The organism is Chryseobacterium lactis, from assembly GCF_003815875.1.
Lineage (GTDB): Bacteria > Bacteroidota > Bacteroidia > Flavobacteriales > Weeksellaceae > Chryseobacterium > Chryseobacterium lactis.
Genome location: NZ_CP033924.1, coordinates 1,426,324 through 1,451,127, shown reverse-complemented (window position 1 = coordinate 1,451,127; position 24,804 = coordinate 1,426,324). Strand labels below are relative to the sequence as shown.

The following is a 24,804-nucleotide window of genomic DNA, read 5'->3' as shown; positions in this document are numbered from 1 at the left end:
TAAATAGGTAAAAAATGTCAGGACATTACGAAGCTCCGATAAGGGAACCTCTAATTATTGGTCACAAAACTTATCACGATATCACAGAAGATATTGCACGACCTATCGAAGAAAGAGCAGGTAAATTATGGTGGATTTCATTATATGCAGCCTTAGTTCTATTCATCTATGGATTCGGATGTATCGCTTATACTATCGGGACAGGTATTGGAGCATGGGGGCTTAACAGAACTATTAACTGGGGTTGGGATATTACCAACTTCGTATGGTGGGTAGGTATCGGTCACGCCGGGACCCTAATCTCAGCAGTATTATTATTATTTAGACAGAGATGGAGAATGTCTGTAAACAGATCTGCAGAGGCGATGACGATCTTTGCGGTTGTACAGGCAGCAATCTTCCCTGTAATCCACATGGGTAGAGTTTGGGTTGGATACTGGGTATTCCCATTACCAAACCAATTCGGTTCTCTTTGGGGGAACTTCAACTCTCCTCTACTTTGGGACGTATTTGCAATCTCTACGTATTTCTCTGTATCAACTGTATTCTGGTTTATGGGATTAATCCCTGACTTTGCAATGATCAGAGATAGAGCGAAAACTCCTTGGACTAAAAAGATTTATACATTCCTTGCCTTCGGTTGGGGTGGTAAAGCAAAGCACTGGCAAAGATTCGAAGAACTTTCTTTGGTTCTAGCAGGTTTGGCAACTCCACTTGTATTCTCGGTACACACAACCGTATCTTTTGACTTCGCAACTTCAGTAATTAAAGGATGGCACTCTACGATCTATCCTCCTTACTTCGTTGCTGGTGCAATCTTCTCAGGATTCGCAATGGTACAAACGTTATTGTTGGTAGCAAGAAAAGTATGTCACTTAGAAGAGTATATTACAATGTATCATATCGAAATTATGAACATCGTAATCATCTTAACCGGTGGTATGGTAACTGTAGCTTATGCTACTGAATATTTCATCGGATGGTACTCAGGATCTAGATTTGAAGATTTTACATATCTATCTCCAGGTGCTGCAGTAGGACCTTACTGGTGGGCTTTCTGGGCATTGATTACTTGTAACTTGATTATTCCGGCTTCTTTCTGGTTCAAAAGACTAAGAACGAACATTATCTGGACTTTCATCGTTGCATTGATCATCAACATCGGTATGTGGTTTGAGCGTTTCGATATCATCGTTATCAACCTTTCCAGAGACTACTTACCAGGATCTTGGACAATGTTTAAGCCAACGATCATTGATGTGGGTGTATACTTAGGAACAATCGGATTCTTCTCTGTATTATTCTTATTATATGCAAGAACATTCCCTGTAATTGCACAGGCTGAATTAAAATCGATTTTGAAAATCTCAGGTGAAACTTATAAAGCAAAAGAAGGAGATGAGCACCACTAAAATTGTATACGGACTTTATGCTGACGACGACGATTTAATGAACGGCGTTAAAGCATTCAACGATAAAGGAATCAAAATAAACGAAGTTTATACTCCGTTTCCGGTTCACGGGCTAGACAAAGCTTTAGGGTTAAAGAAGACAAGAATTTCTGATGCTGCCTTTCTTTACGCTCTTTATGGTGTTACTATCGGTGCTACGGTAACCTGGTATGTAATGAACCATGACTGGCCACAGAATATTGGTGGTAAACCAGCATTTGACTGGGCACACAATATGCCGGCATTCGTAGTTCCAATGTTTGAATTGATGGTATTCTGTGCAGCTCACATGATGTCTTTAACTTTCTTGGTTAGAAACAAAATGTATCCAGGAGCTCCAGCTCAGAATCCGGACCCAAGAACAACTGATGATAAATTCATGATGGAATTCGTAACTGAAGATGTAGAATCTGTAAAACAGTTGCTAATTGAAACTGGAGTTGAAGAAATAACTGTTAAAGACGCTTAAAATGAAAAAGAATGTATTAAAAATTACAGCAGTTTTAGGTTTAACAACAGTTTTACTTAACTCTTGCGGACCAAAAGAAAATACACCTTTGGTATATTTCCCGGATATGTATTTTCCGGTAGCTTATGATCCATTGATGAAAGCTCAGGATGCGTATTCAGATCATGAAAATGAGATTCCTGCTTTTGTTAAAAATAATGGTGCAACGGGTCTTTCTCCAGTAGAAGGATCAGTAGCTCAAAATAAAGATGGAGTTTTTGAAGAAAGCTTATTACCAAAGAATGTTGACGAGTACAATGCAGGGTATGACGCTTCTAAAAAAATGACAGCTTCTCCTTTAAATCCGGCTAACGCAGCTAAGGATCTTGAAAGAGGAAAAGTATTGTTTGACCACACTTGTGCCGCATGTCACGGAACAGGTGGTGATGGACAAGGACCTATTGTACAAAGTGGAGCATTTTCTGGGGTACCAAATTATGCTGACAGAGAAATTACTGTAGGGTCTGTTCATTATGTATTAACAAACGGTAGAAACGCGATGGGGTCTTATGCTGGACAGCTAAACCCTGGTGATAGATGGAGAGTAGCAATGTATGTGATGAGTGCTTTCAAAAAAGGAGCAGCAGCACCGGCAGCAGCTACAGCGGCGGCACCAGCAACTGAAACGACTACTGAAACTAAAAAATAAGAAAAGAAATGTATAGTTTTTCACCAAAATTAAAATCAACTTCTATAATACTTCTTGTTGTAGGTTTAGTTCTTTTCGGTATTGGTTTCTTTTTGAACAAAGGAATTTCTACTGAGAAAATAGAACAAATGATGGAGGCTGTTCATGCTTCTGGTCATACTGCTCCTACACACTCAAGTGAAATGGTAGGACCTCAGGATCACAATGCTCATTTAGAGCATGCAGCAATGCAGATCCACAATTCGCCTTTAGCATCCATACATTTCGTAGCTGTATTCTTCTTCGGAGTAAGCTGTGCAGTATTATTTTTCTACTGTATTCAACATGCAGCGCATGCGGGATGGCCAATTATCATTACAAGAGTGATGGAGGCTATTGCTTCTTATATTCCTTTTGGAGGTGCTATCCTGGTAATAATCATGTTATTGAATATTTTCCACCAAGGTCACTTGTTCCACTGGATGGATCCGGATTTAACAGATCCAAACTCTGCACATTTCGATGTAATTTTATTTGAAAAGAAAAGATTCTTAAATATTCCTTTCTATGCAATAAGAACTCTTATTTATGTAATAGGTGCTTCATTCTTTGCATGGAAACTGAAAGCTCAGTCTAAGAAAGTAGATGATACAAAATCAAAAGTAGAGTATCAAATGCTTTACAGATGGGCAGTAGGATATATCGCATTCTTCGGATTTGCTTCTGCAGCTTGGGCTTGGGACTGGTTGATGTCTATTGACCCTCACTGGTATTCTACAATGTATATCTGGTATTCAATGGTTAGCTGCCTTTCAAGTGGTATTGCTGTTATCATTTTATTAAGTGTTTATCTTAAGAAAAATGGTTTCTTACCACAGTTCAATGACAACCACTTACACGATTTAGGAGTATTCCTTTTCGCTACAAGTATGCTTTGGACATATACATGGTTCGCTCAGTTTATGCTTTACTGGTATGCCAACGTACCGGAAGAGGTTAACTACTTCTTCGGAAGATTCCAGCACTATGGTACTACGTTCTTACCAATGCTAATCATCAACTTCTTATTACCTTTATTGGTATTAGTAAGTAGCAGCATCAAGAGAAACTATAAAGTAGTAACAACAATGGCTGTTGTAGTTATTTTAGGTCACCTTTTAGATTATTTCAATATGGTAATGCCTGGAACGGTAGGACCTTACTGGAACACTCCTGAAGTATTCCTATTAATAGCAGGAGCTGTTTTATTTGTAGCAGGATTGTTTATGTTTACTGTACTTTCAGCTTTATCAAAACTGAAGTTGATTCCTACAGGAAACCCATTCTTACACGAATCTGAAATTTATGAGTATCCTTTCTAAGGACTTATAACAAGATAAAAAAAAGACTGATTGTAAACCAATCAGTCTTTTTTTATGGATTTAACTGAACTGTAAAACTCTCATACAATCAATTAATTTAAATCGCTATCCTATCTACTTGAAGTAAATAGATCTTATATCCCTCTAAGTTTATCTTTTTGAATAACATTGTTTGGCCCGTCTTTCTATCGGATGACTCTTTATCGCTGAAAACGATGATAAGTCTTTATACCAGCATCCCCAATATCAGAAATATGAGAAACCCAATAAAGAACGATGAAGTATGCCATACCGTTTCTTTTTCTTCATGGGCCTCGGTCAGAAGCTCTTCAACCACAAGGAACAACAGTGCTGATAAAGCGAAAGAGAGAATGATCTCCATAGTGCTTTCAGATGAGTTGCGTAAAAGTACGACTCCCAACATGGCACTTATAAAAAAGAGTATCGCTAATACAATGATTATTATAATGGACTTCTTCTTACTCAGATTATTATTTCCCAACTCAGTCGCCGTTGCCATACCCAAACTCAGAAGCTCTATAGCCAAGGCAAAGGCAAGCAGCATTCCTGCACTTCCCCCCGCCGAAAACCCAATCCCCAATAATATTCCATCGATAAAAATATCAACTCCAATACCTGTGAGTAGGCTGATGGGTAACTTACTTCCGGTAATACCTTCTTCTTCCTTTTTATTCGTCTCTGCAAATCGTTTGATGAACAGCATTGTTATTAAACCCAGAGCAAAACCTATAACCACCTGCACAGGCTTATGCTGTTTAATGACATCGGGAAGAATTTCCACTGCCACAACGGAAAACACCACACCGGCAGCAAAATGAAGAATAAGACTTCTGGCATTACCACCAGGTTTTTTATAAATAGCAATAATTCCACCTATGATCATCATAAATACAGGAATAAGGCTAAATAAAATTGTTTTTTGAAGTAATGATGTCATGACCTTGGATATAAATGTTCACAAATAAAAATAAGCTATATTTTTTAGAATATTTAAATCTAAGAGTTAAAAAAAGGTAATATGACATTCAAAATTATTAATCATTAAAAATTTCAATCAAACATCAACATTTAATTATCACTTTCAATAGCGCATAACCAAATTTCTTGTCAATCATTATAACATTGTAGTAAAATACCAATTCAAAGTAAAACTCAATAAAGAAAACATTCTTTACAAAATAACATTTGAACTCGCTTTTTATGTCCAAAGGATACCGTCAATTTGTGATAATTTCTTCAAGCGTAATTTAAAAGAACAACAAAACAAAAAATAAAAACCCAGTATTAATAAAGGTTTTATTAAATTTGCAGCAAACCAAATAAAAATGAAAAAGTTTTCTTTTCTACTTATTCTCAGCTTGTTGCTTTTCACAGCGTGCAAGAAAGATCATGTAGATGCTACGAATACTAAAACATTGCAGTCAAGTATCAATGATATGACTGCCAGTTTATCAACCATTAAACAGATTAAGTTTAATGAGGCTCTTTACATCCTTAAAACATTTGGCGTGGAAGCTGATGGTGATGTGAATGAGCTAAAAGCTCTTGGAAAACTGATCAACGGGAAAAAGGTACCTGAAATCCTTAGCCTTGCTGACGAAGTTGCACAGAAAAACGGAATAGAATGGGCAAGTACTGACCCGCCTTCACTTGGAGAAATGAATATCTTCGGAGATGATAAAGCCAAAGAAAGCGATCCCAATGATGTAAAAGCAGGTGCATTAAGCATTGTTACAAGACCGACAGGGGACGACGGAAACGGCGCTCCTACAGCCATCCAGATTGTACCACGACTTGTGGATGCCGCTGGAAATCCTGTATCATTTACAGGAGCAGGTCTTGAAGCTACCCTGGAAGTTTTCAGTAATGGAGTAAGACTTTCTACCGCAAAAAACCTGATGCAGGATAACAACTTCAAAGGGTTCAATCTGAAGTTTTCATCTATTCCTGCTGCAAAAGTAATAGATAACAAAATTGATATTACGGTTTCTGTAAAAACTACAGCAAAGACTTTCAAAATGTCAAAAATCGGACTTGATGTCAATGCTGCTGCATTGAAGGTTCCTACAGTTCCTAAAGCTGACACAACCGCAGTACCGCAACAACCAAGTGCTGTAGTGGATCCTAATAATCCGACAACACCTGCTACAACTACAGAACCGGGAGCGACTACGACTCCTGCAACAACACCGGCAGCACCAAAGCAACCAACCGCCGATCCTAAAAATACGGTAAGCAAATTTTTGAATAGTGTAAGCTCTCAAAACTTAAAGGCAGCGTACGAAACATCAAATAATCCAAGTTGGGGAAGCTATGAGTCTTTCTCAAATCCAAACTCCGGTTTCGGGGCCGTAAAAAATGTAAGTGTGAAAAACATTACAACGAGCGCATCAAACCCTAATGGTGCAAGTGTAAACGCAACGTATGATGTGACTGATAAAACAGGAAAAACAACTTCATTGAAAGTAACTTTCGGACTTAAAAACGTAAACGGAGACTGGAAAATTTCCAGCTATAAAATAAACCCATAAATGGCTTCAGCAGAACTGATCAAAAAACTAGAAGATACTATCGAAAATATCCCGGATTTTCCAATTCCTGGAATACAGTTTAAGGATATTTCGCCCATCTTTTTAGACCCGAAACTTTATGAAGATGTAATTGCTGATCTGGCAGCGTTCAGCAAAGGCAAAGTAGATGCAGTGTGTGGAATAGAAAGCCGCGGTTATCTTTTTGGAATTGCAATTGCAGTTGCTTTGGAAGTTCCTTTCATCCTGATAAGAAAAGCAGGAAAACTCCCTCCCCCGGTTATTTCTGAAAGCTATGATCTGGAATACGGAAGTGCCATCATTGAAACTCGTGAGGGGCAGATTAAAAAAGGACAAAGAATTTTGATTCATGATGATCTTTTAGCTACAGGCGGAACTACTGAGGCAGCAGCCAAGTTAGTAGAAAAACAAGGTGCTATTGTTTCCCAGTTCAGCTTTCTGATCGGTTTGAAAGGACTAAATGGTGACGAAAAACTGAAAAAATTCGGTGCAGAAGTCTACCATATTTTAGGATATTAAAATTCAAAATAAACAATATGCTTCGACTCCGCTCAGCATGACAGTTACTATAAAAAATTATAGGTTTATCAATGTCACGCCGACCGGAGTCGAACCGTTTTTACAATCAATACACAAGAATTGATAACATTTAAACAATAATACTGATAAAGTATTTTGTAAATCATTCAGAAACAATTAAATTTGCATTTCAATTTTTAAAAACTTATGGCAAAATTGGGAAAGAATGCTCAGAATGAGCAAGAAGGTAAAGAAACGGTTGAGTTCTTTAAAGACCTTGACAGAGAGGCTTTAAACACTGAGAGATTTCTTGAAAAATATTCAAAACCTCTGGGTATTGTATTTGGAGTTTTAGTGTTAGGCGTTTTAGGATTCTTCGGATACAAGCAATTTGTAGTTGCCCCTAAAAATACTGAAGCTGTAAAAAGTTTCCTTGCTGCTCAAAAAAACCTTGCAGAAGGTAAAGATAAAGAAGCTTTAGGAGGAAAATCAGCAGCAAACCCTGGTTTTGCAGGTACATATAATGAGTATTCAGGAACAAGTGTTGGACAGCTTTCCGCTTATAATGCCGGGTTACTGAAATTCAAAGAAGGAAAATTCCAGGAAGCATATGATCTTTTGGATAAATTTTCTTCTGACAACAAAACCTTGGTAGCCATGAAGTATGGTGCTATGGCAGATGCTAAATCAGGATTAAATAAGAACGATGAAGCTTTAAGTTTACTTGACAAAGCTGCTACTGCTTCTGATGATCCTTATACAACTTACTTCTTCACAAGAAAAGCAGGTGTTGTAGCTTTAGGATTAAAGAAAAACGCAGAGGCTAAAAAATATTTCTCTGCAATTGACGAGAAATATCAAGACTACGACAACGGAATGTCTGATTCTTATATAGAAATGACTAAATATTATTAAAAAATGGCAACAGTTAATCTTTCCGATTACAAGCCACTTCATATATCCAATGCCGAAGATTTTTCTATCGGCATTGTTTTTGCCGAGTGGAATGATTTTGTAACCTATAATCTTCGTGATGCAGCTTTGGAAATTCTTGAAAAAGAAGGAGTAAAGCCTGAAAACATCAAACTTTTTCCGGTTCCGGGAGCGTTTGAATTAAGCTACGCAAGCATGCAGCTTTGCAAAGAAAGAAAATTTGATGCGGTAATCTCTATCGGATGTGTGATCCGTGGCGAAACGCCTCACTTTGATTACGTTTGTTCTGCAGTAGCACAAGGTATTAAAGACTGTAACATCATGACTGATACTCCTACGATCTTCTGCGTATTGACAGATGACAACAAAGAGCAATCTATCGCAAGAAGTGGTGGCGACTTAGGAAATAAAGGAGTAGAAGCAGCCGTAACCGCTCTAAGAATGATTGATTTCAAAAAGAAACTATCTGATAAAAAAGGGAATATTGGTTTCGGACATTCTTAACCATACTCTATCCAACAATATAGAATGGACTATTTTTTAATAGTCCTTTTTTTGTGGACTTCCCAATTAGAATAAATGAGACTTTGGCAAACGAACGTATTTTTTTGTCTTAAAACTTATAAAATCTTACTAATAAACGCTATGTTTTCACTTTTTTATATTAAAAGTTGCCTACAAAAACTATCTTTGTGAAAACTAATATAGATAGTTACTACATGTTTTTAAAAAAAATAAAGCCATTCCTCTATCTTGGAATTTTTTATCTTATTATTTCACTGATAATAAGAGCCGTATTCTTTTTCCATCCGATTACTACTGCTAGTTTTGGATTTTTCGAAGTCGTAAAAGTTCTGTTTGTAGGCCTTTTAAATGATATTTTTGTCTTTATTCTGGCCAGTGCAATACTGGCTCTCTACTTTCTCTTTCTTTCCAATTCGAAATACAAAAAACCTTACGGATACATTATTTTTGGAGCCCTGGCCCTATTTTTCCTTTATATATGGCTTATTCCAAATAATATTTTCAAACAATACGGAGGATCTGTGACGGAAATTGCTCTTACTTTTGTAGGGATAAAGACTCTTTTCTTCGGATTAATGCTTTTCCTCCCTACGCAGCGAATCAAAATCCGTAATGTACTCTATTTCACTACGCTTTTATTATATGTTCTGGTCATTATTTTCAACGGAGTAAGTGAATACTTCTTTTATAATGAATTTGGAGTAAGATATAATTTTATTGCAGTAGATTATCTGATCTATACCAATGAAGTTATCGGAAATATTATGGAAAGCTACCCGGTTATTCCCTTATTTTCCGGTATTATGATTGTTACGTTGACCATTACATGGTTTATTTATAAAAAAACAAAAGACGAGCTTCTCGAGCTTCCCAACTTTAAACAAAAAATGGTTTTACTGGGCTCATTTATCGTACTTTGTGCATTGAGTGCATTAGCAATTCCATCATTAATGCAGATCAAATCTGACAATGTATTTGCTGATGAAATTGAAGCCAACGGACTTCCTAAGTTCTACTGGGCCTTCACTCATAATGAACTCGATTATTTCCAGTTTTACTCTCAGATTAATCAACAACAGGCTGAAAAGAATCTCCTGAGTCAATACCCGCAGCAAACGCTTTCCAGAAATATCGCTCCGGAGCAGCCTGAACAAAAGAAAAATGTAGTGTTAATTTCTATTGAAAGTCTCTCAGCAGACTTCATGGAACATTATGGAAATACACAAAAAATCACTCCATTCTTAGACAGTCTGGCAGACAAGTCACTACTTTTCACCAATCTCTATGCAACAGGAAACAGAACAGTGCGTGGATTGGAAGCCCTGACACTTTGTATTCCTCCTACAGCCGGAGAAAGTATTATTAAAAGAAATGACAATAAAAATAAATTTACAACAGGAAGTGTCTTTAAATCCAAAGGCTATGATGTGAAGTTTTTATATGGTGGATATAGTTATTTTGATAATATGCAGGACTTCTTCGGAGGAAACGGATACGGTATTGTAGACAGGAATAACTTTAAACCGGAAGAAATTACTTTTGCCAATGTTTGGGGTGTTGCTGATGAAGATATGGCGAGAAAAGCAATTCAGGTAATGAATGCTGAATCCAAATCAGGAAAACCATTCTTTAATCATTGGATGACGGTTTCTAATCACAGACCTTTTACTTATCCTGATGGAAGAATCGATATTCCCGGAACCTCAAAATCCCGTGAAGGTGGTGTAAAATATACCGATTATTCTTTAAAACTGTTTTTCGATATGGCTAAAAAACAGGACTGGTATAAAAATACGGTCTTTGTGATCATTGCCGACCACTGTGCTTCCAGTGCAGGAAAAACAGAACTTCCAATGGACAAATACAGAATTCCTGCGATGATCTTCTCTGATGGATTTATTCAGCCTCAGAAGTTTGATGGTCTTATGTCACAGATCGATGTAATGCCTACTCTATTAGGATTGCTTAATTTCAGTTATCAGTCCAAGTTTTTGGGCCAGGATGTCTTCAAAAAAGAATTCCAACCTAAGGCGTATATTGCAACCTACCAGGATTTAGGATTTGTAAAAGATAATCGCTTAACGATTATTTCACCTGTGAAAAAAGCAAAACAGTATTCTTTGGAATTGGAAAAGAGTGATCTCGCTCCGGAGTTTAAACTTTATTACGACGAAAAGCTGTTAAAAAACACAGATCAGAAACTGGTAGATGATGCCATTTCTGCTTATCAGTCTACGTCGTACTGGCTGAAAACAAAACAGCTGAATAAATAGTCATTATTTATGTTTCAAAATATAAAATATACATTTTTAAATAAGAGGATTTCATACATCCTCTTATTTTGTTTTTCAGCTTTATCTGCCTAAAGAAATACTATTAGATGATGGCGAGGTGAATCAGTATGGCTAATAAGAAAATCATTCTATAATTTTATAAATGGTTGTAAACTTTAATTTTATAAATTTACGTAACAAAAAAACATTGATATGAGATGGACAGACGACAGAGGCGGAAACGTTGATGACCGCCGTGGTTCCGGAGGTGGCGGAGGCGGTATGATTGTAGGTGGAGGCCTTGGAACTTTAATTATCGCTGCAATTGTATTCTTTTTAGGAGGTGATCCTTCCGGTATTTTAAATTCCGGGAGCATACAATCTAGCGGAAATTCCGGTGAAAAAAGAGAACTTACAGCAGAGGAAAAAAATATTGGCGAAATGGTCAAAATGATGGCAGCCTGGAATACCCAGACCTGGGATCAGATTTTTACAGAAAATGGGATGAAATACACCGATCCGGAAATTGTACTTTTTCAGACTACGACAAATTCAGCCTGCGGTACAGCTCAATCTGCAATGGGACCGTTTTATTGCCCTGCCGATCAAAAGATCTATATGGATATGAGTTTCTTTAATGAGCTTCAGCAAAGGTTTGGTGCTAAAGTCACAGAGTTTACCGTAGCCTACGTTCTTGCCCATGAAATGGGGCATCATATACAAACTCTCTTAGGTACCACTCAAAAAGTAGATGCGTTGAGAAGAAGCGGAAAGTATTCTGAAGAACAAATGAACAGAGTCTCTGTAGCCACAGAATTACAAGCCGATTTTTATGCCGGAGTTTGGGCTAAAAGAACAGACGATTCCAAAAAAATTCTTGAACCTGGAGATATTCAGTCTGCAATAGACGCAGCACAAGCTGTAGGAGATGATAATATCCAGAAAAGATCACAAGGATATGTCAATCAAGAAAGTTTTACCCATGGATCTTCTGCTCAACGTAAAGAATGGTTTATGAAGGGCTACAACACCGGAGATATCAGACAAGGTGATACTTTCAACCAGCTTTTAAAGTAATAAACTTACATTATCTAAATAGCAAAAGAGCGATCTCAAATGAGGCCGCTCTTTTTCGTTTATTGCAATTCGATTGGATTAGAATTTTTCTTGGCATCTTCTTTTACTCTTTCCTCCATTCTCTTTCTCATATCAGCCGGATTTTGATTTCCTCCGCCACCCGGGCCTCTTCCTCCACCTCCTATTCTGGTCGTAGAAAATCCACCCTGTCCTCCACTTTGGGTCATAAATGACATAGGATCTGTTTTGAATTTCTGCTGCTGTTTAGCAAAGTCAGTCCTCTTTACTTTTAACGTATTTCCAAATTGATTAAGTGATGGAAAATCAGCAACCTTATAATTTTTCATCAGATCAAAAGAATAGTCTCCTTTATCATCCTCTACTTTTACAATCAAACCGGGAAGTCCTCCAAATTTGTAAGGCCCATCCTGATAAGGAAGATCCGTTGTAAACCATGCCGTCCATTTTCTGCCTCCAAAATCCGTCTCTGCTTTTTGAACCCTATACTCGCCTATTTTTCTTGTCTCCGAAGAAATCTTCCAGCTCAATGGCCTGTCTTCTTCATAAGAATAAAGATCCCGCCCTATTCGATCTTTAAAATATGTTTTCTGATTCGCTTTATCTTTTTCAACAGAATAACTGATATTGGTTCTCAGCCCTTCCATCTGATCTCTGTTGATACTTCCTCTTCCACCGCCACCCTGAAATGCCTTCTGCATAATGGAATCTCTCTTGATCCTGTTTTCAGAATAAAACATTGATTTATCTGCGGAGATATCCAGATATGCATTCTCCGACTTAATATCTGCTTTATTTTCTGCATCTGGCTTCATCGTTACCTGATACACAAATCGGTTGACTTGTGCCGAGATAGATTGTATGAAAAGCGCCAAAGCTATAATACTTAATTTTTTCATTTATATTTTTTTATTTTAATTCAATTGGATTTTCACTCGTACTGCTTTGCATTGGAAAAGCTCCTCCGGAAGCTCCTTGTGCAGGAACATTATTTCCTTCCATTCCTCTGTGCATTCCACCTCCTGAATGACCGCCGCCTCTCATTCCGCCACCGTTCATTCCTCCTCCATGTCTTCCTCCGCCACTAAAGTTCATATTCCCACCGCCGCTATCTCCGGCCATTGTTCTTCTGTTTTTGCCGAATTCCAATTCAAGTGCAGCCTTATCTCCATGGAAGTTGACTCTTGTACTTTGCTTCGCATCGGGGCTTATAGCTTCTTCAAAAGCATTCTTTACCGTAATTTTCTTAACAAGATCAAATTTATAATCACCATTTTCATCTTCCAGCTTAACAATCAAACCCGGCAATCCAGAAAACTTGTAAGGTCCGTCAGAAACAGCAATATCTTTTGTAAACCATGCAATCCAGACTCTTCCACCAAAATTAACAACTGCTTTTTGGGCAGCATAACCGTTTTGCTTCTCAGTACCATTGGATATTTCCCATTTCAAGGGTCTGTCTTCCTGATAATAAATTTGTTTACCGGCAATTCTGTCGTAGTAATATACTTTGTGCTCCGGAATATTTTTCGTGATAAAATAGTCAAAAAAAGTAGGCTCAGGATGTCTCTTTCCTTCCAATTTCGAAAAATCTTTTTCTTCTTTCTTACTGTTTTCTTTTATTTCTGATTTAAAAGAAACAAAAAGAGAATCCTTTATTAATTTATTTTCGCTGATAAATAAAGACCGGTCTCCCTTCACATCCAGGAAAGTTCTCTCTGTTTTCATACCCACCAGATTAATTGAATCGGGGTTTACGGCCGTTTCATAAATGTACCTAGTAGTCTGCCCATATGACATGGTTATTAAGAATAACACAAAAAAGCCAAGTAATTTTTGTCTCATTGCTGATTTCTTTTATAGATCAAAAAGAGGTTTCAAGGTTAAACTCTCAAACTACTTGAAGAAGAGTTTTATACAACTTTAACATACCCCAATTGTAAAAATAAACCCCTATTAATATCAGAATCATTAAAATAGATATCTTCGATTTGAGATTGCGGAAATTAGTTCGTATTTTTGCATCATTAAATCATTCTAAATAAATACAATGATAAAAGTATCAGACTATGCAAAGGAGAAAGCCATTCAGTTGATGACTGAAGATGGTTTTAACCCTGCTGAAGATTATATAAGAGTGGGGGTGAAAAGTGGAGGATGCTCTGGTTTAGAGTATGTTTTAAAGTTTGACAACCAAAAAACAGACACAGATCAGATTTTTGAAGATAATAACATTAAAATTATTATAGATAAAAAATCCATTCTTTATTTAGCAGGAACAACTCTTGAATATTCAGGAGGATTGAACGGAAAAGGGTTCGTTTTCAACAACCCGAATGCATCCAGAACATGTGGATGTGGGGAATCATTTAGTCTTTAGAGAAAAGACATAAGATACTAGTTTTCAAGCCTCAGATATATTTCTGAACGCTGAGATCTAAATCTGAAATCTAAAAAAAAATAATGAGTAAATATACTGAAGACGATTTAAGAGTCGATCTAGAAAATAAAAAATATGAATTCGGTTGGGAAACGAAGATTGATTATGAAGACTTCCCAATTGGTTTAAATGAAGATATCGTCCGTGCCATCTCTGCTAAAAAAGAAGAGCCGGAATGGATGACAGAATGGCGTTTGGAGTCTTTTAAAATCTGGTTAAAAATGGTGGAGCCTAATTGGGCCAACATCAAATATGAAAAACCCGATTTCCAGGCCATCCGTTACTATGCTGCTCCAAAGGCAAAACCTGAACTGGAAAGTCTTGATCAGGTAGACCCGGAATTGCTGAAAACTTTCGAAAAGCTAGGGATTAATATCGAAGAGCAAAAAAGACTTTCAGGAGTAGCCGTAGATATTGTAATTGACTCAGTTTCTGTAAAAACCACTTTCCAGGATACGCTGGCAGAAAAAGGAATTATTTTCTGTTCCATTTCTGAAGCGATTAAAAACCATCCTGATTTAGTAAGAAAATATCTTGGAAAAGTTGTTCCGAGAGGAGATAACTTTTATGCAGCTTTGAATTCCGCAGTATTTTCTGACGGAAGTTTCTGTTATATTCCTAAGGGTGTAAAATGTCCGATGGAGCTTTCTACTTATTTCCGTATCAACCAGGCAGGAACAGGTCAGTTTGAAAGAACACTTGTTATTGCGGACGAAGGAAGTTACGTTTCTTATCTTGAAGGATGTACAGCTCCGTCAAGAGACGAAAATCAGCTTCACGCAGCGGTGGTAGAACTGATTGCATTAGACAATGCAGAAATCAAATATTCAACGGTTCAGAACTGGTACCCTGGTAATGAAGAAGGAAAAGGAGGTGTTTTCAACTTTGTAACAAAGAGAGGTCTTTGTGAGAGAAATGCAAAAATCTCATGGACTCAGGTTGAAACAGGTTCAGCAGTAACATGGAAGTATCCATCTTGTATCCTGAAAGGTGACGGATCTATCGGGGAGTTCTACTCTATCGCGGTAACCAATAACCACCAATATGCAGATACCGGAACAAAAATGATCCACATTGGAAAAAACACCAAGTCAACGATTATTTCAAAAGGTATTTCTGCAGGAAAATCTCAAAACTCATACAGAGGACAGGTAAAAGTAATGCCTTCTGCTAAAGGAGCGAGAAACTTCTCTCAATGTGACTCTTTGTTGATGGGTAATGAATGTGGAGCACATACCTTCCCTTACATTGAAATCAAAGATCCTACAGCACAATTGGAGCATGAAGCAACGACGTCAAAAATCGGGGAAGATCAGATTTTCTATTGTAACCAAAGAGGTATCGATACGGAAAGAGCAATTGCTTTGATCGTAAACGGTTTCAGTAAGGAGGTTCTAAATAAACTTCCTATGGAATTTGCCATTGAAGCACAGAAGTTATTGGAAATTTCCCTTGAAGGAAGTGTCGGATAAAATCATCAACATTAAGAACGTAAGTATTTACAATTCTTTAATGTTTAAATAAATAAAATAGTATTTCATCTGCAATGTCAGTGCTTTTGTAATTATGGTTAGGATTACAAAAGACAAATGTTAGTCTGACTTTGCGATAAACCTGAATAAAATGTTAGAAATTAAAAACCTTCACGCCAAAATTGAAGATGGCGCAGAAATATTAAAAGGGATTAATCTTGAAATAAAGCCGGGTGAAGTTCACGCTATCATGGGGCCGAACGGAGCTGGTAAATCTACTCTTTCTTCTGTAATTGCCGGAAAAGAGGATTACGAAGTAACAGACGGAGAAATTCTTTTCCAGGGAGAAGACATTAGCGAAGACGCTCCTGAAGACAGAGCTCACAAAGGAATCTTCCTTTCTTTCCAGTACCCAGTAGAAATTCCGGGAGTTTCAGTAACCAACTTTATCAAAGCTGCTTTAAATGAAACCAGAAAGGCAAACGGATTAGCAGAAATGCCGGCAAAAGAAATGCTAGCATTAATTCGTGAAAAATCTGAAAAACTAGGAATTAAAAAAGATTTCCTTTCAAGATCATTAAATGAAGGATTTTCGGGAGGTGAAAAGAAAAGAAACGAAATTTTCCAGATGATGATGCTTAATCCAAAATTAGCTATTCTTGATGAAACAGATTCAGGATTGGATATCGATGCTTTAAGAATTGTTGCAGATGGGGTAAACCAATTTAAAAATGAAGGAAATGCAGTTCTTTTGATTACACACTATCAGAGATTGCTTAACTATATTCAACCGGATTTCGTTCACGTTTTAGCTAATGGAAAAATCATCAAAACAGGTGATAAGTCTTTAGCATTAGAACTTGAAGAAAAAGGGTACGACTGGCTTCTGAATTAAGAAGAATCAATTATTTCAGGGATTAAAAATTGAATTCCCTGTTCCTCGGAATGACAATATTTTAGTTCAAATAAAAAGAAAAAATGGTGCAAACCACAGATATACCAGTAATGGCATTAAAAGAACAAATTATAGAAAACCATCATGAGTTTTTGGAGAGCCTTCGTCACAGATTTCTGGATGATAGCAGAAAGGCTGCTCTTCAAAAGTTTGAGAACATTGGTTTTCCAACAAAGAAAGACGAAGAATATAAATATACCAATCTTAAGGAGATCACGGAAAAAAACTACAATTTCTTTCCAAAAGAGAACCACAATATCACTAAGGAGCAGTTTGATGAATTGCATTTAGGAGAAGAAAATTTTGATTGGATTGTTTTTGTAAACGGTAAACTTCACAAAGAGCTTTCTAAGGTTTCTATTGAAAATGTAGAATTCCTTTCGTTCAACTACGCATTGAATGACGAAAAGCATAGAGAAGTTTTTGAGAAATATTTTAATACGATTGCTGCTAAGGATTTAGCTTTCACCAATTTAAACCTTGCGTACTGCAAATATGGTTTCTTTTTGAAGGTTCCTAAAAATGTGGTGATTGAAAAACCTATTCACGTTTTTTACATCTCTCAGAATCAGGAAGAAAATGCTTTCTACAATACAAGAAACCTTCTGATTGTAGAAGAAGGGGCAAAAGTTGAGGTTATTGAAAGTCATCATAATTTTGACAGTACATATGTATTCACCAATTCAGTGACTGAAATTTTCACTTACCCGAATGCAAAAGCAGACTGGCACAAACTTCAAAATGATAACAATACCTCTTACCTTGTTGATCATACTTTCGCAAGACAGGAGAAAGACAGTTTAACGACTGTAAATACATTCTCTTTCGGAGGTAAATTGGTAAGAAATAACCTTGATTTCATTCAGAATGGATCCAATATCAATTCATTCATGAACGGGATTACAATTATCGGAAAAGATCAGTTGGTAGACCACCATACGGCAGTTCACCATAACTTCCCGAATTGTGAAAGTTATCAGAACTATAAAGGTATTTTTGATGGAAATGCACACGGTGTGTTCAACGGAAAAGTATTCGTAGATAAAATCGCTCAGAAAACCAACGCTTACCAGCAGAACAACAACGTTTTACTAAGTGAAGGAGCAAGCATTGATACAAAACCCCAGTTGGAAATTTTTGCAGATGATGTAAAGTGTTCTCACGGATGTACTGTAGGCCAGCTGAACGAAGATGCCCTGTTCTACCTAAGAGCAAGAGGTATTTCTAAAAAAGAAGCTCAGGCATTACTTTTATATGCTTTTGCCAATGATGCTATGCAGAATATTGACATTGAGCCACTAAAAGAAAAAATTTCAAAGCTATTGGCTGAGAAATTAGAAGTTGATATAGAATTTTAAGACTTATATATTTGATAATAAAAAAGCACTTCCGTTTAAGAAGTGCTTTTTATTATATATGCCATCGGATTATTTCTTCAGCCAACCTTGGTTGTCCTTATTATCCGAACGTTTCTTTCCATTGTCAATATTATAGGCAAAACCTACCCCAAGTGTCTGCTTTAACTGTGTTTTCCAGATCTGATTGTGGTCATAAAGTAAATCCAGTGTTATATTGGATGAAATATACTTATTGATCTTCATATTTAAGATGGCACCATACGCAAGAACCAATCTATCAGGATGATCCAGATAATTTGAAAATACGGAAGCTGTATTGGTCAGGTTAATGTTCTCCATAATTTTAATCTTATACATTGCCGTTCCCAGAAAACCGAACTGGAATAACGAAGAATCACCATCATTTTTAAGACCATATGTTCCTGCTTTCTGTAAATCTTTATCCAACACAAAGGTCCATCTTGCATTCGCAGGGCGTAACGTCACCGTAAGATTATCGTTAGGACGGTAAGTAACGCCGGCTCCAACGTTCAGGTATCCGGGAGCCATAAAATTGGAAATTTTCTTGGCATCAGGATTATTGCCATCTTCGTACCCGGGAGCAAACTGAGATTGCAAACCTAAACCAGCTGATATATACCAGTGCTTCGCAAATTCTCTCCCGTAGTTGGTAGAAAGGTTGATTACATCCTGAGTTTTTCTTACACCGGTTCCCTGAGTATTATTTTGCCCGTAGCCAAGAATAATGATGTTTTCCCAGAGGTCTTTTCCTTTTTCGTACGTTAGATTGTAGTTCACACCGGCAAGCCATCCAACGTTGTTGGCTCCACCACCTACCCAATTCGAAAAGGCAGCCTGATTAAGCATTAAAGTGTTTTGTCCCTGGATAGACCAGGCTTTTACAGTATCTGCTGCAGGAGCATCAGCTTTCGTTTCCTGAGCCGTTGCAACAGCCCCCAAGGAAATGGAAGCGATCAATAAAAGTTTTTTCATAATTAACGATTTCCTGCAAATGTATAAATAATAATTCACGCCCCGGATAAAATTCACTCTAAAATGAATTTAACACTTCAAAAATTAACCTTGTAATCTAATGAAATTAAAGTATTTAACCATCCTCATGAATACATTCAAACTTAAAAGAACTTAAAACAGCAACCATTTAAGAACAAAAAAAGCACTCCGAAATGAAGTACTTTTTTGTTAAATTATATTTTTAGCCTATTTCTTAATCCACCACTGGCTGTCTTTACGTTCAGAGCGTTTCACTCCATTATCCAATGTATAGGCAAACCCGATTCCCAGTGTTTGTTTCAGCTGGGTTTTTTCTATTTGATTATGATCATACAGTAGATCTAAAGTGATATTGGATGAGATATATTTATTAACTTTTAAATTTAAAAGCGCTCCGTATGCCAGCACCAGCCTGTCAGGACGATCAAGATAATTAGAGAAAACCGAAGCCGTATTGGTAAGATAAATATCGTCCATAATTTTCAGCTTGTATATTGCCGTACCCAGAAAACCGAATTGTAATAAGGAAGTGTCTCCATCACTTTTTAAACCATAGCTGCCTGCAAACTGCAGATCCTTATCCAGCACAAAAGTCCATCTGGCGTTGGTAGGACGTAAAGTAACCGTTAAGTTATCATCCGGTCTATAGGTAATACCCATCCCGACATTCACATAACCCGGAGCCATAAAGTTTGAAATCTTCTTTGCCTCAGGATTATTTCCATCTTCATATCCGGCAGCAAATTGAGACTGCAATCCTGCTCCTAAGGAAAAATACCAGCTTTTGGAAAACTTTCTCCCGTAATTGGTGGAAACATTAATAACGTCCTGTGTTTTCCGAATTCCTAATCCCTTTGTATCGTTCTGTCCATAACCAAGAATGATAATATTCTCCCAAAGATCTTTGTCTTTTTCGTAGGTCATATTGTAATTGACTCCGGCAAGCCATCCCACGTTGTTGGCTCCACCACCTACCCAGTTTGAAAAGGCAGCCTGATTAATCATTACCGTATTTTTTCCCAAAACCGACCAGTATTTTATGGTATCTACCACTACAGAATCCTTTTTCAGTTCTTCTTGTGCACTTGCATAAATCCCTACAAAAAAGGAAAGAATCAATAAAAACTTCTTCATTACTCTAAATAATTTTCAATGCAAAAATAGTTATTATAATTTTTTTCAAAAAAAAACAATCCACTAAAAAATGGATTTAATAAAATTTTAATTCTTATTATACCAGATTATCACTATAAAATCAATGCCAAAATAAGAGGTTCAAAAGTTAAAATTGATACCTTTTGTCTTAAAATCAGGAGTCTAGGGATAATTCATCGACAAATTTTCCGAAATTTATCATTGGCTTTTGATTTGACGTAGAACCTTCATGTTTAAAAATATAATTTCCAAAAAAGCGGTTATATACCCATTGCTGATGCTATCTGCAATGTGGTTCGGGTACTTTTTGCAAACTCAGGGCTTTTTTGCAAGTTGCTTTGGGGCCATTATTCCGTTGCTGCCGGAAGGGTTGCTTGGAATTATCACCTCTCCTCTTTTACATGGAAATATCGATCATATAATAGGAAACTCGATTCCTATTGCGGCACTCATGTTTCTGCTGTATCAGTTCTATCCTCAAGTGGCTAATAAAGTATTTGTGATCGGCTGGCTGGCTACCGGACTTTTGGTATGGCTCCTTCCTCCTATTGATATTCTGACAGGCGAATATATGTACACTTGTACCATTGGGGCAAGTGGTGTGGTATATGTGCTGGCATTTTTCTTATTCTTCAGCGGGGTTTTTAAATGGAATACAAAACTTCTTACCATTTCCATGCTTGTTGTATTGTATTATGGAAGTTTGATTTGGGGCATGCTGCCGGAAGAACTCTTTTACAATATGGAGGAACCCAGTAAAATTTCCTGGCAGGCTCACCTTTCCGGAGCTGTAGTAGGGAGTATTATTGCTTTTGCCTTTAAAAATGTTGGAGAAAAGAAGAAAAAATTCATCTGGGAATTTCCTAATTATTACAATGAAAAAGATGATAAATTGTGGCAGGAATATAAAGAAAATCACCCGGAAGATTTCCTGGAATTGCCCTACAAGAAAAGGGATGATATCTGGAATCATTTGGATGAGTTGAGAAATAAGTAAATACAACTTATTTTACTACATTTGAAAAAAAACACACATGATTTCCGAAGAATATTTTTATGCAATCGCTCTCCGCGAATGCTCTCAGATTGGCGACATTAATTTTCATAAACTTGTCCGAACCTTTGGGAGTGCCCATGAAGCATGGAAAAGAGCAAAGAAAGAGTATAAAAAAATTGATGGGCTGGGTCAAAAGACAGTCTCCGATATCGGAAATGAAACCCATTTGAAATTCGCAGAAAAAGAGATTCAATTCTGTGAAAAGAATAATATACTCATCAGACTGCGACACCTCAATGAAATTCCGACTCTTCTCAATGAATGTATAGATGCACCTGCTATACTCTATCAAAAGGGAAACATAGAAGATTCTCTGAAAAAAGTAAGTATGGTAGGAACCCGAAATATGACGTCATACGGGAAACAGTTTATCGAAGATTTTTTTGAGGCCACACAAACATCAAAATATGCATCAGTAAGCGGCCTTGCACTGGGCATTGATAAAGAAGTTCATGAACAGTCAATCCGCAATCACAAACCAACCATTGCCGTTTTGGCGCATGGTTTCCAATTTCTGTATCCTGCAAAAAACAGGAAACTTTCAGAGAAAATCCTTCAGGAAGGAGGAGCTTTACTCACCGAGTTTAATTCATCAAGAAAACCGGACCGTGAAAATTTCATCCAAAGAAACAGAATTGTTGCAGGAATTTCGCCTTCTACCATCGTCGTAGAAACTGGTTTTGGAGGTGGATCTGTAAGCACGGCATCTTTTGCCAACGAATACAACAGGGATGTATTTGCTCTTCCCGGAAAAATAACAGATCCATACAGCCAGGGTTGTAATCAATTGATTTTCCAGAACAAAGCGGCATCGATTTCTACGATAAAAGATCTTATCAGTATGCTCGGATTTAATAATCCCGGCGAAAAAATTGAAGAGCTTTTCCCTTACAGCGAATCAACAATACAATTAACTGATAATCAGAAAACAATACATCAATTCATCAAAGAAAATCCACAGATAACTTTGGATGATTTGGTTCAGGAAACAGCACTTCCTTCTCATAAAATTTTACCAATAATTTTGGAATTGGAACTTTTGGGGAAAGTAAAATCATTTTCCGGGAGGCAATTTGTAGTGATTTAAGAATTAACGATTTCTTAATATTGCATTGTTTCATACATAACATTTCATTTTTAATAATATTTAATCATAAATTATCAATTTAATAATATTCCGAAACATTATTATTTAATTTTTAACAATCTTAAAATAGAGTGTTGTGAATCTTGAAAAAAAAATTAAATTTGTTGACAATAATATTCAACCTTAATATATGGAACAATATAATATTGACCAGAAAATCCAAGAGTTTATTGCAAAAATTGAAGCAAAAAATCCTAATGAACCGGAATTCTTACAGGCTGTAAAAGAAGTTGCCGTAACTGTAATTCCATTCATTGCTACCAAGAAAGAATATACAGGAATGAAGCTGCTTGAAAGAATGGCTGAAGCTGAAAGAATCATTATCTTCAGAGTTCCATGGGTTGACGACAAAGGAGAAATTCAGGTTAACAGAGGTTTCAGAATCCAAATGAACTCTGCTATTGGACCATACAAAGGAGGAATTCGTTTCCACCCTACTGTAAATTTATCAGTTCTTAAGTTTCTGGCTTTCGAACAAGTATTCAAAAACTCTTTAACAACTCTTCCGATGGGTGGAGGTAAAGGAGGTTCAGATTTCGATCCGCAAGGTAAATCTGATATGGAAGTAATGCGTTTCTGCCAGGCTTTCATGACAGAATTATGTAAGCACATCGGACCTGAAACAGATGTACCTGCAGGAGACATCGGTGTAGGAGCAAGAGAAATCGGATATTTATTCGGACAGTACAAGAAAATCAGAAACGAGTTTACCGGAGTTCTTACAGGAAAAGGTCTTGCTTACGGAGGTTCATTAATTCGTCCTGAAGCTACAGGATACGGTGTGGTATACTTCGCAGAGCAGATGCTTAAGACTATCGGACAAAATTTCCAAGGGAAAACAGTATCAGTATCAGGTTTCGGAAACGTAGCTTGGGGGGTTATCAAAAAAGCAACTGAACTTGGTGCTAAAGTAGTAACAATCTCTGGTCCTGACGGATATATTTATGACAAAGATGGTATCAGCGGAGATAAAATTGATTATTTATTAGAACTAAGATCTTCAGGAAACAACAGAGCTGAAGATTATGCTAAAAAATATCCGTCTGCTGAATTCCACGCTGGAAAACGTCCTTGGGAAGTGAAGTGTGATGTAGCATTCCCTTCTGCAACTCAAAACGAACTAGACTTAGAAGATGCAAGAGTATTAGTTGAAAACGGATGTGTATGTGTAACTGAAGCTGCAAACATGCCTTCTACACTAGACGCCATCAACTATTTCTTAGATAATAAAGTATTATTCTCTCCTGGTAAAGCTTCCAATGCTGGAGGTGTTGCAACATCAGGATTAGAGATGACACAAAACTCTATCCGTCTGAACTGGACTTCTGAAGAAGTTGATGCAAGATTAAAGGAGATCATGATCGGTATTCATAAAGCTTGTAGAGACTACGGAAAAGATGAAGACGGTTATGTAAACTACGTAAAGGGTGCAAATATTGCCGGCTTCGTAAAAGTAGCAGAAGCAATGTTGGCTCAAGGAGTTGTGTAACATAAAAAAATAAAGGTTGGGAAAAACTCCCGACCTTTTTTGATATAGCCTGTTCCCGGGATAATGGGAAAAAAGTAAAAAGTGAAAGGAGAAAGCACTGCTATATGCAGTGCTTTTTTTATTTTTACAGGTATGAAAAACACCTTTACAACTATTAATGACTATATTCTCTTGTTTCCTCTAGAGGTTCAGGAGAAACTCCTGGACCTCAGAAAAATGATACACTCTCAGGCTTCTGATCTGGAGGAATATATAGGGTATCAGATGCCTGCTTTCAAATATAAAGGAAAACCTTTAGTTTACTTTGCGGGGTATAAAAAGCACATCGGATTCTATCCCGGCGCTGAAGGCATTAAAAATTTTGAAAAAGATTTTAAAGAAAGGCAATATAAATATTCAAAGGGTGCAGTACAATTTCCTATCGATGTAGATGTTCCAGTAGATTTAATTAGCAAGATTGTGCAATTCAGGATAGCACAGATCGATCAAAAAAAGTCCTGAAATATAAAATTCCAGGACTCCGACTAGTGTTTGCTAAAGTATTATCACTTTTTCTTCTTAGATTTCTTTTCTTGTTTTGTTGCTTCTGCAGGTTTCGTAGCCTCCATGGTAGTTGCAGGTGCTGCCTCAGTTGCGGGAGCAGCAACATCCGTTGTGGTGGTCTGCTTAGGATCACTTGTCGTAGAAGTAGTAGACTCTGTAGTCGTCTGCGTCTTCATTGGTTGTGTCTGAGTAGTTGTTTGGGTATTAGTTGTATTCTCGGCCGGTTTTTGAGGTTGTGTCTGGGCCGATACTGCGATTACTCCGACGAATGTGATCGCTGCCGTTAAAAATAACTTTTTCATAATATAATA

24 protein-coding genes are annotated in these 24,804 nt (G+C 37.0%); 18 read left to right on the top strand and 6 right to left on the bottom strand.

The window, feature by feature from the left end; translation table 11 throughout:
* Positions 1-14: 14 nt before the first annotated feature.
* From nrfD to EG342_RS06215, 4 genes are read left to right on the top strand one after another with little or no spacing between them, the layout of a single operon-like run.
* A complete protein-coding gene (gene nrfD / locus EG342_RS06230; RefSeq protein WP_089793739.1) occupies positions 15-1,412 on the top strand; it encodes an NrfD/PsrC family molybdoenzyme membrane anchor subunit in 1,398 nt (465 codons plus the stop codon).
* The gene (locus EG342_RS06225; protein ID WP_047484637.1) at positions 1,399-1,920 is read left to right on the top strand and encodes a DUF3341 domain-containing protein; all 522 of its coding nucleotides are present in this window, start codon (positions 1,399-1,401) and stop codon (positions 1,918-1,920) included. Before nrfD ends, EG342_RS06225 begins: the two co-directional genes overlap by 14 nt.
* Position 1,921: 1 nt before the next feature.
* Complete coding sequence (locus tag EG342_RS06220) at positions 1,922-2,608, top strand: c-type cytochrome (protein ID WP_103288885.1); 687 nt, start codon at positions 1,922-1,924, stop codon at positions 2,606-2,608.
* A gap of 8 nt (positions 2,609-2,616) precedes the next feature.
* Positions 2,617-3,948 (top strand): quinol:cytochrome C oxidoreductase, encoded by a 1,332-nt coding sequence (locus EG342_RS06215; protein WP_103288884.1) that lies wholly within the window; start codon positions 2,617-2,619, stop codon positions 3,946-3,948.
* 226 nt (positions 3,949-4,174) lie between these two features.
* Here the strand turns inward: EG342_RS06215 and EG342_RS06210 are convergent, their stop codons facing one another.
* Positions 4,175-4,906 (bottom strand): ZIP family metal transporter, encoded by a 732-nt coding sequence (locus EG342_RS06210; protein WP_103288883.1) that lies wholly within the window; start codon positions 4,904-4,906, stop codon positions 4,175-4,177.
* A gap of 388 nt (positions 4,907-5,294) precedes the next feature.
* On the opposite strand from EG342_RS06210, the gene EG342_RS06205 reads away from it, so the two are divergent.
* From EG342_RS06205 to ypfJ, 6 genes are all read left to right on the top strand, one after another.
* Positions 5,295-6,500 carry a hypothetical protein gene (locus tag EG342_RS06205; protein WP_103288882.1) on the top strand — a complete coding sequence of 402 codons (1,206 nt, stop codon included), beginning with the start codon at positions 5,295-5,297 and terminating at the stop codon, positions 6,498-6,500.
* Positions 6,501-7,037, top strand: a complete 537-nt coding sequence (locus EG342_RS06200) for an adenine phosphoribosyltransferase (protein WP_103288881.1) — start codon at positions 6,501-6,503, stop codon at positions 7,035-7,037.
* Positions 7,038-7,244: 207 nt separating this feature from the next.
* Entirely contained in the window at positions 7,245-7,952 is a 708-nt protein-coding gene (locus EG342_RS06195) for a YfgM family protein (RefSeq protein ID WP_103288880.1), read from the top strand.
* Between the two features lie 3 nt (positions 7,953-7,955).
* The gene (ribH, locus tag EG342_RS06190) at positions 7,956-8,474 is read left to right on the top strand and encodes a 6,7-dimethyl-8-ribityllumazine synthase (protein ID WP_103288879.1); all 519 of its coding nucleotides are present in this window, start codon (positions 7,956-7,958) and stop codon (positions 8,472-8,474) included.
* 215 nt (positions 8,475-8,689) lie between these two features.
* Complete coding sequence (locus EG342_RS06185) at positions 8,690-10,768, top strand: LTA synthase family protein (protein ID WP_103288878.1); 2,079 nt, start codon at positions 8,690-8,692, stop codon at positions 10,766-10,768.
* Positions 10,769-10,981: 213 nt separating this feature from the next.
* A complete protein-coding gene (gene ypfJ, locus EG342_RS06180; protein WP_103288877.1) occupies positions 10,982-11,845 on the top strand; it encodes a KPN_02809 family neutral zinc metallopeptidase in 864 nt (287 codons plus the stop codon).
* 59 nt (positions 11,846-11,904) lie between these two features.
* Here the strand turns inward: ypfJ and EG342_RS06175 are convergent, their stop codons facing one another.
* Both EG342_RS06175 and EG342_RS06170 read right to left on the bottom strand, forming a co-directional pair.
* The gene (locus tag EG342_RS06175; protein WP_103288876.1) at positions 11,905-12,762 is read right to left on the bottom strand and encodes a GLPGLI family protein; all 858 of its coding nucleotides are present in this window, start codon (positions 12,760-12,762) and stop codon (positions 11,905-11,907) included.
* 10 nt (positions 12,763-12,772) lie between these two features.
* Positions 12,773-13,708, bottom strand: a complete 936-nt coding sequence (locus EG342_RS06170) for a GLPGLI family protein (protein WP_103288875.1) — start codon at positions 13,706-13,708, stop codon at positions 12,773-12,775.
* Between the two features lie 205 nt (positions 13,709-13,913).
* Here EG342_RS06170 and EG342_RS06165 point away from each other — a divergent pair, with 205 nt between their 5' ends.
* The 4 genes from EG342_RS06165 (at position 13,914) to sufD (ending at position 18,088) form a co-directional block, all read left to right on the top strand.
* Positions 13,914-14,243, top strand: coding sequence for a HesB/IscA family protein (locus EG342_RS06165; protein WP_027372006.1), 330 nt, complete (start codon positions 13,914-13,916; stop codon positions 14,241-14,243).
* Positions 14,244-14,326: 83 nt separating this feature from the next.
* A complete protein-coding gene (sufB, locus tag EG342_RS06160) occupies positions 14,327-15,775 on the top strand; it encodes a Fe-S cluster assembly protein SufB (RefSeq protein ID WP_103288874.1) in 1,449 nt (482 codons plus the stop codon).
* A gap of 151 nt (positions 15,776-15,926) precedes the next feature.
* Positions 15,927-16,670 carry a Fe-S cluster assembly ATPase SufC gene (sufC, locus tag EG342_RS06155; RefSeq protein ID WP_103288873.1) on the top strand — a complete coding sequence of 248 codons (744 nt, stop codon included), beginning with the start codon at positions 15,927-15,929 and terminating at the stop codon, positions 16,668-16,670.
* 110 nt (positions 16,671-16,780) lie between these two features.
* Positions 16,781-18,088: a Fe-S cluster assembly protein SufD gene (gene sufD / locus EG342_RS06150; RefSeq protein WP_103289315.1), complete on the top strand. Its 1,308-nt coding sequence runs from the start codon at positions 16,781-16,783 to the stop codon at positions 18,086-18,088.
* 69 nt (positions 18,089-18,157) lie between these two features.
* Here the strand turns inward: sufD and EG342_RS06145 are convergent, their stop codons facing one another.
* Complete coding sequence (locus EG342_RS06145; RefSeq protein WP_103288872.1) at positions 18,158-19,081, bottom strand: DUF3078 domain-containing protein; 924 nt, start codon at positions 19,079-19,081, stop codon at positions 18,158-18,160.
* Positions 19,082-19,309: 228 nt separating this feature from the next.
* Positions 19,310-20,236 (bottom strand): DUF3078 domain-containing protein, encoded by a 927-nt coding sequence (locus tag EG342_RS06140; RefSeq protein ID WP_103288871.1) that lies wholly within the window; start codon positions 20,234-20,236, stop codon positions 19,310-19,312.
* Positions 20,237-20,486: 250 nt separating this feature from the next.
* On the opposite strand from EG342_RS06140, the gene EG342_RS06135 reads away from it, so the two are divergent.
* The 4 genes from EG342_RS06135 (at position 20,487) to EG342_RS06120 (ending at position 24,451) form a co-directional block, all read left to right on the top strand.
* The gene (locus EG342_RS06135) at positions 20,487-21,254 is read left to right on the top strand and encodes a rhomboid family intramembrane serine protease (protein ID WP_103288870.1); all 768 of its coding nucleotides are present in this window, start codon (positions 20,487-20,489) and stop codon (positions 21,252-21,254) included.
* 37 nt (positions 21,255-21,291) lie between these two features.
* A complete protein-coding gene (dprA, locus tag EG342_RS06130; protein ID WP_103288869.1) occupies positions 21,292-22,401 on the top strand; it encodes a DNA-processing protein DprA in 1,110 nt (369 codons plus the stop codon).
* 190 nt (positions 22,402-22,591) lie between these two features.
* Positions 22,592-23,950, top strand: a complete 1,359-nt coding sequence (gdhA, locus tag EG342_RS06125; protein ID WP_103288868.1) for an NADP-specific glutamate dehydrogenase — start codon at positions 22,592-22,594, stop codon at positions 23,948-23,950.
* A 132-nt stretch (positions 23,951-24,082) separates the two neighbouring features.
* Positions 24,083-24,451, top strand: a complete 369-nt coding sequence (locus EG342_RS06120) for an iron chaperone (RefSeq protein ID WP_103288867.1) — start codon at positions 24,083-24,085, stop codon at positions 24,449-24,451.
* Positions 24,452-24,495: 44 nt separating this feature from the next.
* Here EG342_RS06120 and EG342_RS06115 read toward each other — a convergent pair whose 3' ends face one another.
* Positions 24,496-24,795, bottom strand: coding sequence for a hypothetical protein (locus tag EG342_RS06115; protein WP_103288866.1), 300 nt, complete (start codon positions 24,793-24,795; stop codon positions 24,496-24,498).
* Positions 24,796-24,804 lie beyond the last annotated feature (9 nt).

Coding starts and splice junctions, on each gene's coding strand:
- EG342_RS06200 (WP_103288881.1), top strand. CDS start 6,501: ATGGCTTCAGCAGAACTGATCAAAAAACTAGAAGATACTATCGAAAAT.
- sufB (WP_103288874.1), top strand. CDS start 14,327: ATGAGTAAATATACTGAAGACGATTTAAGAGTCGATCTAGAAAATAAA.
- EG342_RS06170 (WP_103288875.1), bottom strand. CDS start 13,708: ATGAGACAAAAATTACTTGGCTTTTTTGTGTTATTCTTAATAACCATG.
- EG342_RS06115 (WP_103288866.1), bottom strand. CDS start 24,795: ATGAAAAAGTTATTTTTAACGGCAGCGATCACATTCGTCGGAGTAATC.
- EG342_RS06220 (WP_103288885.1), top strand. CDS start 1,922: ATGAAAAAGAATGTATTAAAAATTACAGCAGTTTTAGGTTTAACAACA.
- sufC (WP_103288873.1), top strand. CDS start 15,927: ATGTTAGAAATTAAAAACCTTCACGCCAAAATTGAAGATGGCGCAGAA.
- EG342_RS06165 (WP_027372006.1), top strand. CDS start 13,914: ATGATAAAAGTATCAGACTATGCAAAGGAGAAAGCCATTCAGTTGATG.
- EG342_RS06145 (WP_103288872.1), bottom strand. CDS start 19,081: ATGAAAAAACTTTTATTGATCGCTTCCATTTCCTTGGGGGCTGTTGCA.
- gdhA (WP_103288868.1), top strand. CDS start 22,592: ATGGAACAATATAATATTGACCAGAAAATCCAAGAGTTTATTGCAAAA.
- ypfJ (WP_103288877.1), top strand. CDS start 10,982: ATGAGATGGACAGACGACAGAGGCGGAAACGTTGATGACCGCCGTGGT.
- EG342_RS06210 (WP_103288883.1), bottom strand. CDS start 4,906: ATGACATCATTACTTCAAAAAACAATTTTATTTAGCCTTATTCCTGTA.
- dprA (WP_103288869.1), top strand. CDS start 21,292: ATGATTTCCGAAGAATATTTTTATGCAATCGCTCTCCGCGAATGCTCT.
- EG342_RS06205 (WP_103288882.1), top strand. CDS start 5,295: ATGAAAAAGTTTTCTTTTCTACTTATTCTCAGCTTGTTGCTTTTCACA.
- EG342_RS06185 (WP_103288878.1), top strand. CDS start 8,690: ATGTTTTTAAAAAAAATAAAGCCATTCCTCTATCTTGGAATTTTTTAT.
- EG342_RS06120 (WP_103288867.1), top strand. CDS start 24,083: ATGAAAAACACCTTTACAACTATTAATGACTATATTCTCTTGTTTCCT.
- nrfD (WP_089793739.1), top strand. CDS start 15: ATGTCAGGACATTACGAAGCTCCGATAAGGGAACCTCTAATTATTGGT.
- sufD (WP_103289315.1), top strand. CDS start 16,781: ATGGCATTAAAAGAACAAATTATAGAAAACCATCATGAGTTTTTGGAG.
- EG342_RS06195 (WP_103288880.1), top strand. CDS start 7,245: ATGGCAAAATTGGGAAAGAATGCTCAGAATGAGCAAGAAGGTAAAGAA.
- EG342_RS06225 (WP_047484637.1), top strand. CDS start 1,399: ATGAGCACCACTAAAATTGTATACGGACTTTATGCTGACGACGACGAT.
- EG342_RS06215 (WP_103288884.1), top strand. CDS start 2,617: ATGTATAGTTTTTCACCAAAATTAAAATCAACTTCTATAATACTTCTT.
- EG342_RS06140 (WP_103288871.1), bottom strand. CDS start 20,236: ATGAAGAAGTTTTTATTGATTCTTTCCTTTTTTGTAGGGATTTATGCA.
- EG342_RS06135 (WP_103288870.1), top strand. CDS start 20,487: ATGTTTAAAAATATAATTTCCAAAAAAGCGGTTATATACCCATTGCTG.
- ribH (WP_103288879.1), top strand. CDS start 7,956: ATGGCAACAGTTAATCTTTCCGATTACAAGCCACTTCATATATCCAAT.
- EG342_RS06175 (WP_103288876.1), bottom strand. CDS start 12,762: ATGAAAAAATTAAGTATTATAGCTTTGGCGCTTTTCATACAATCTATC.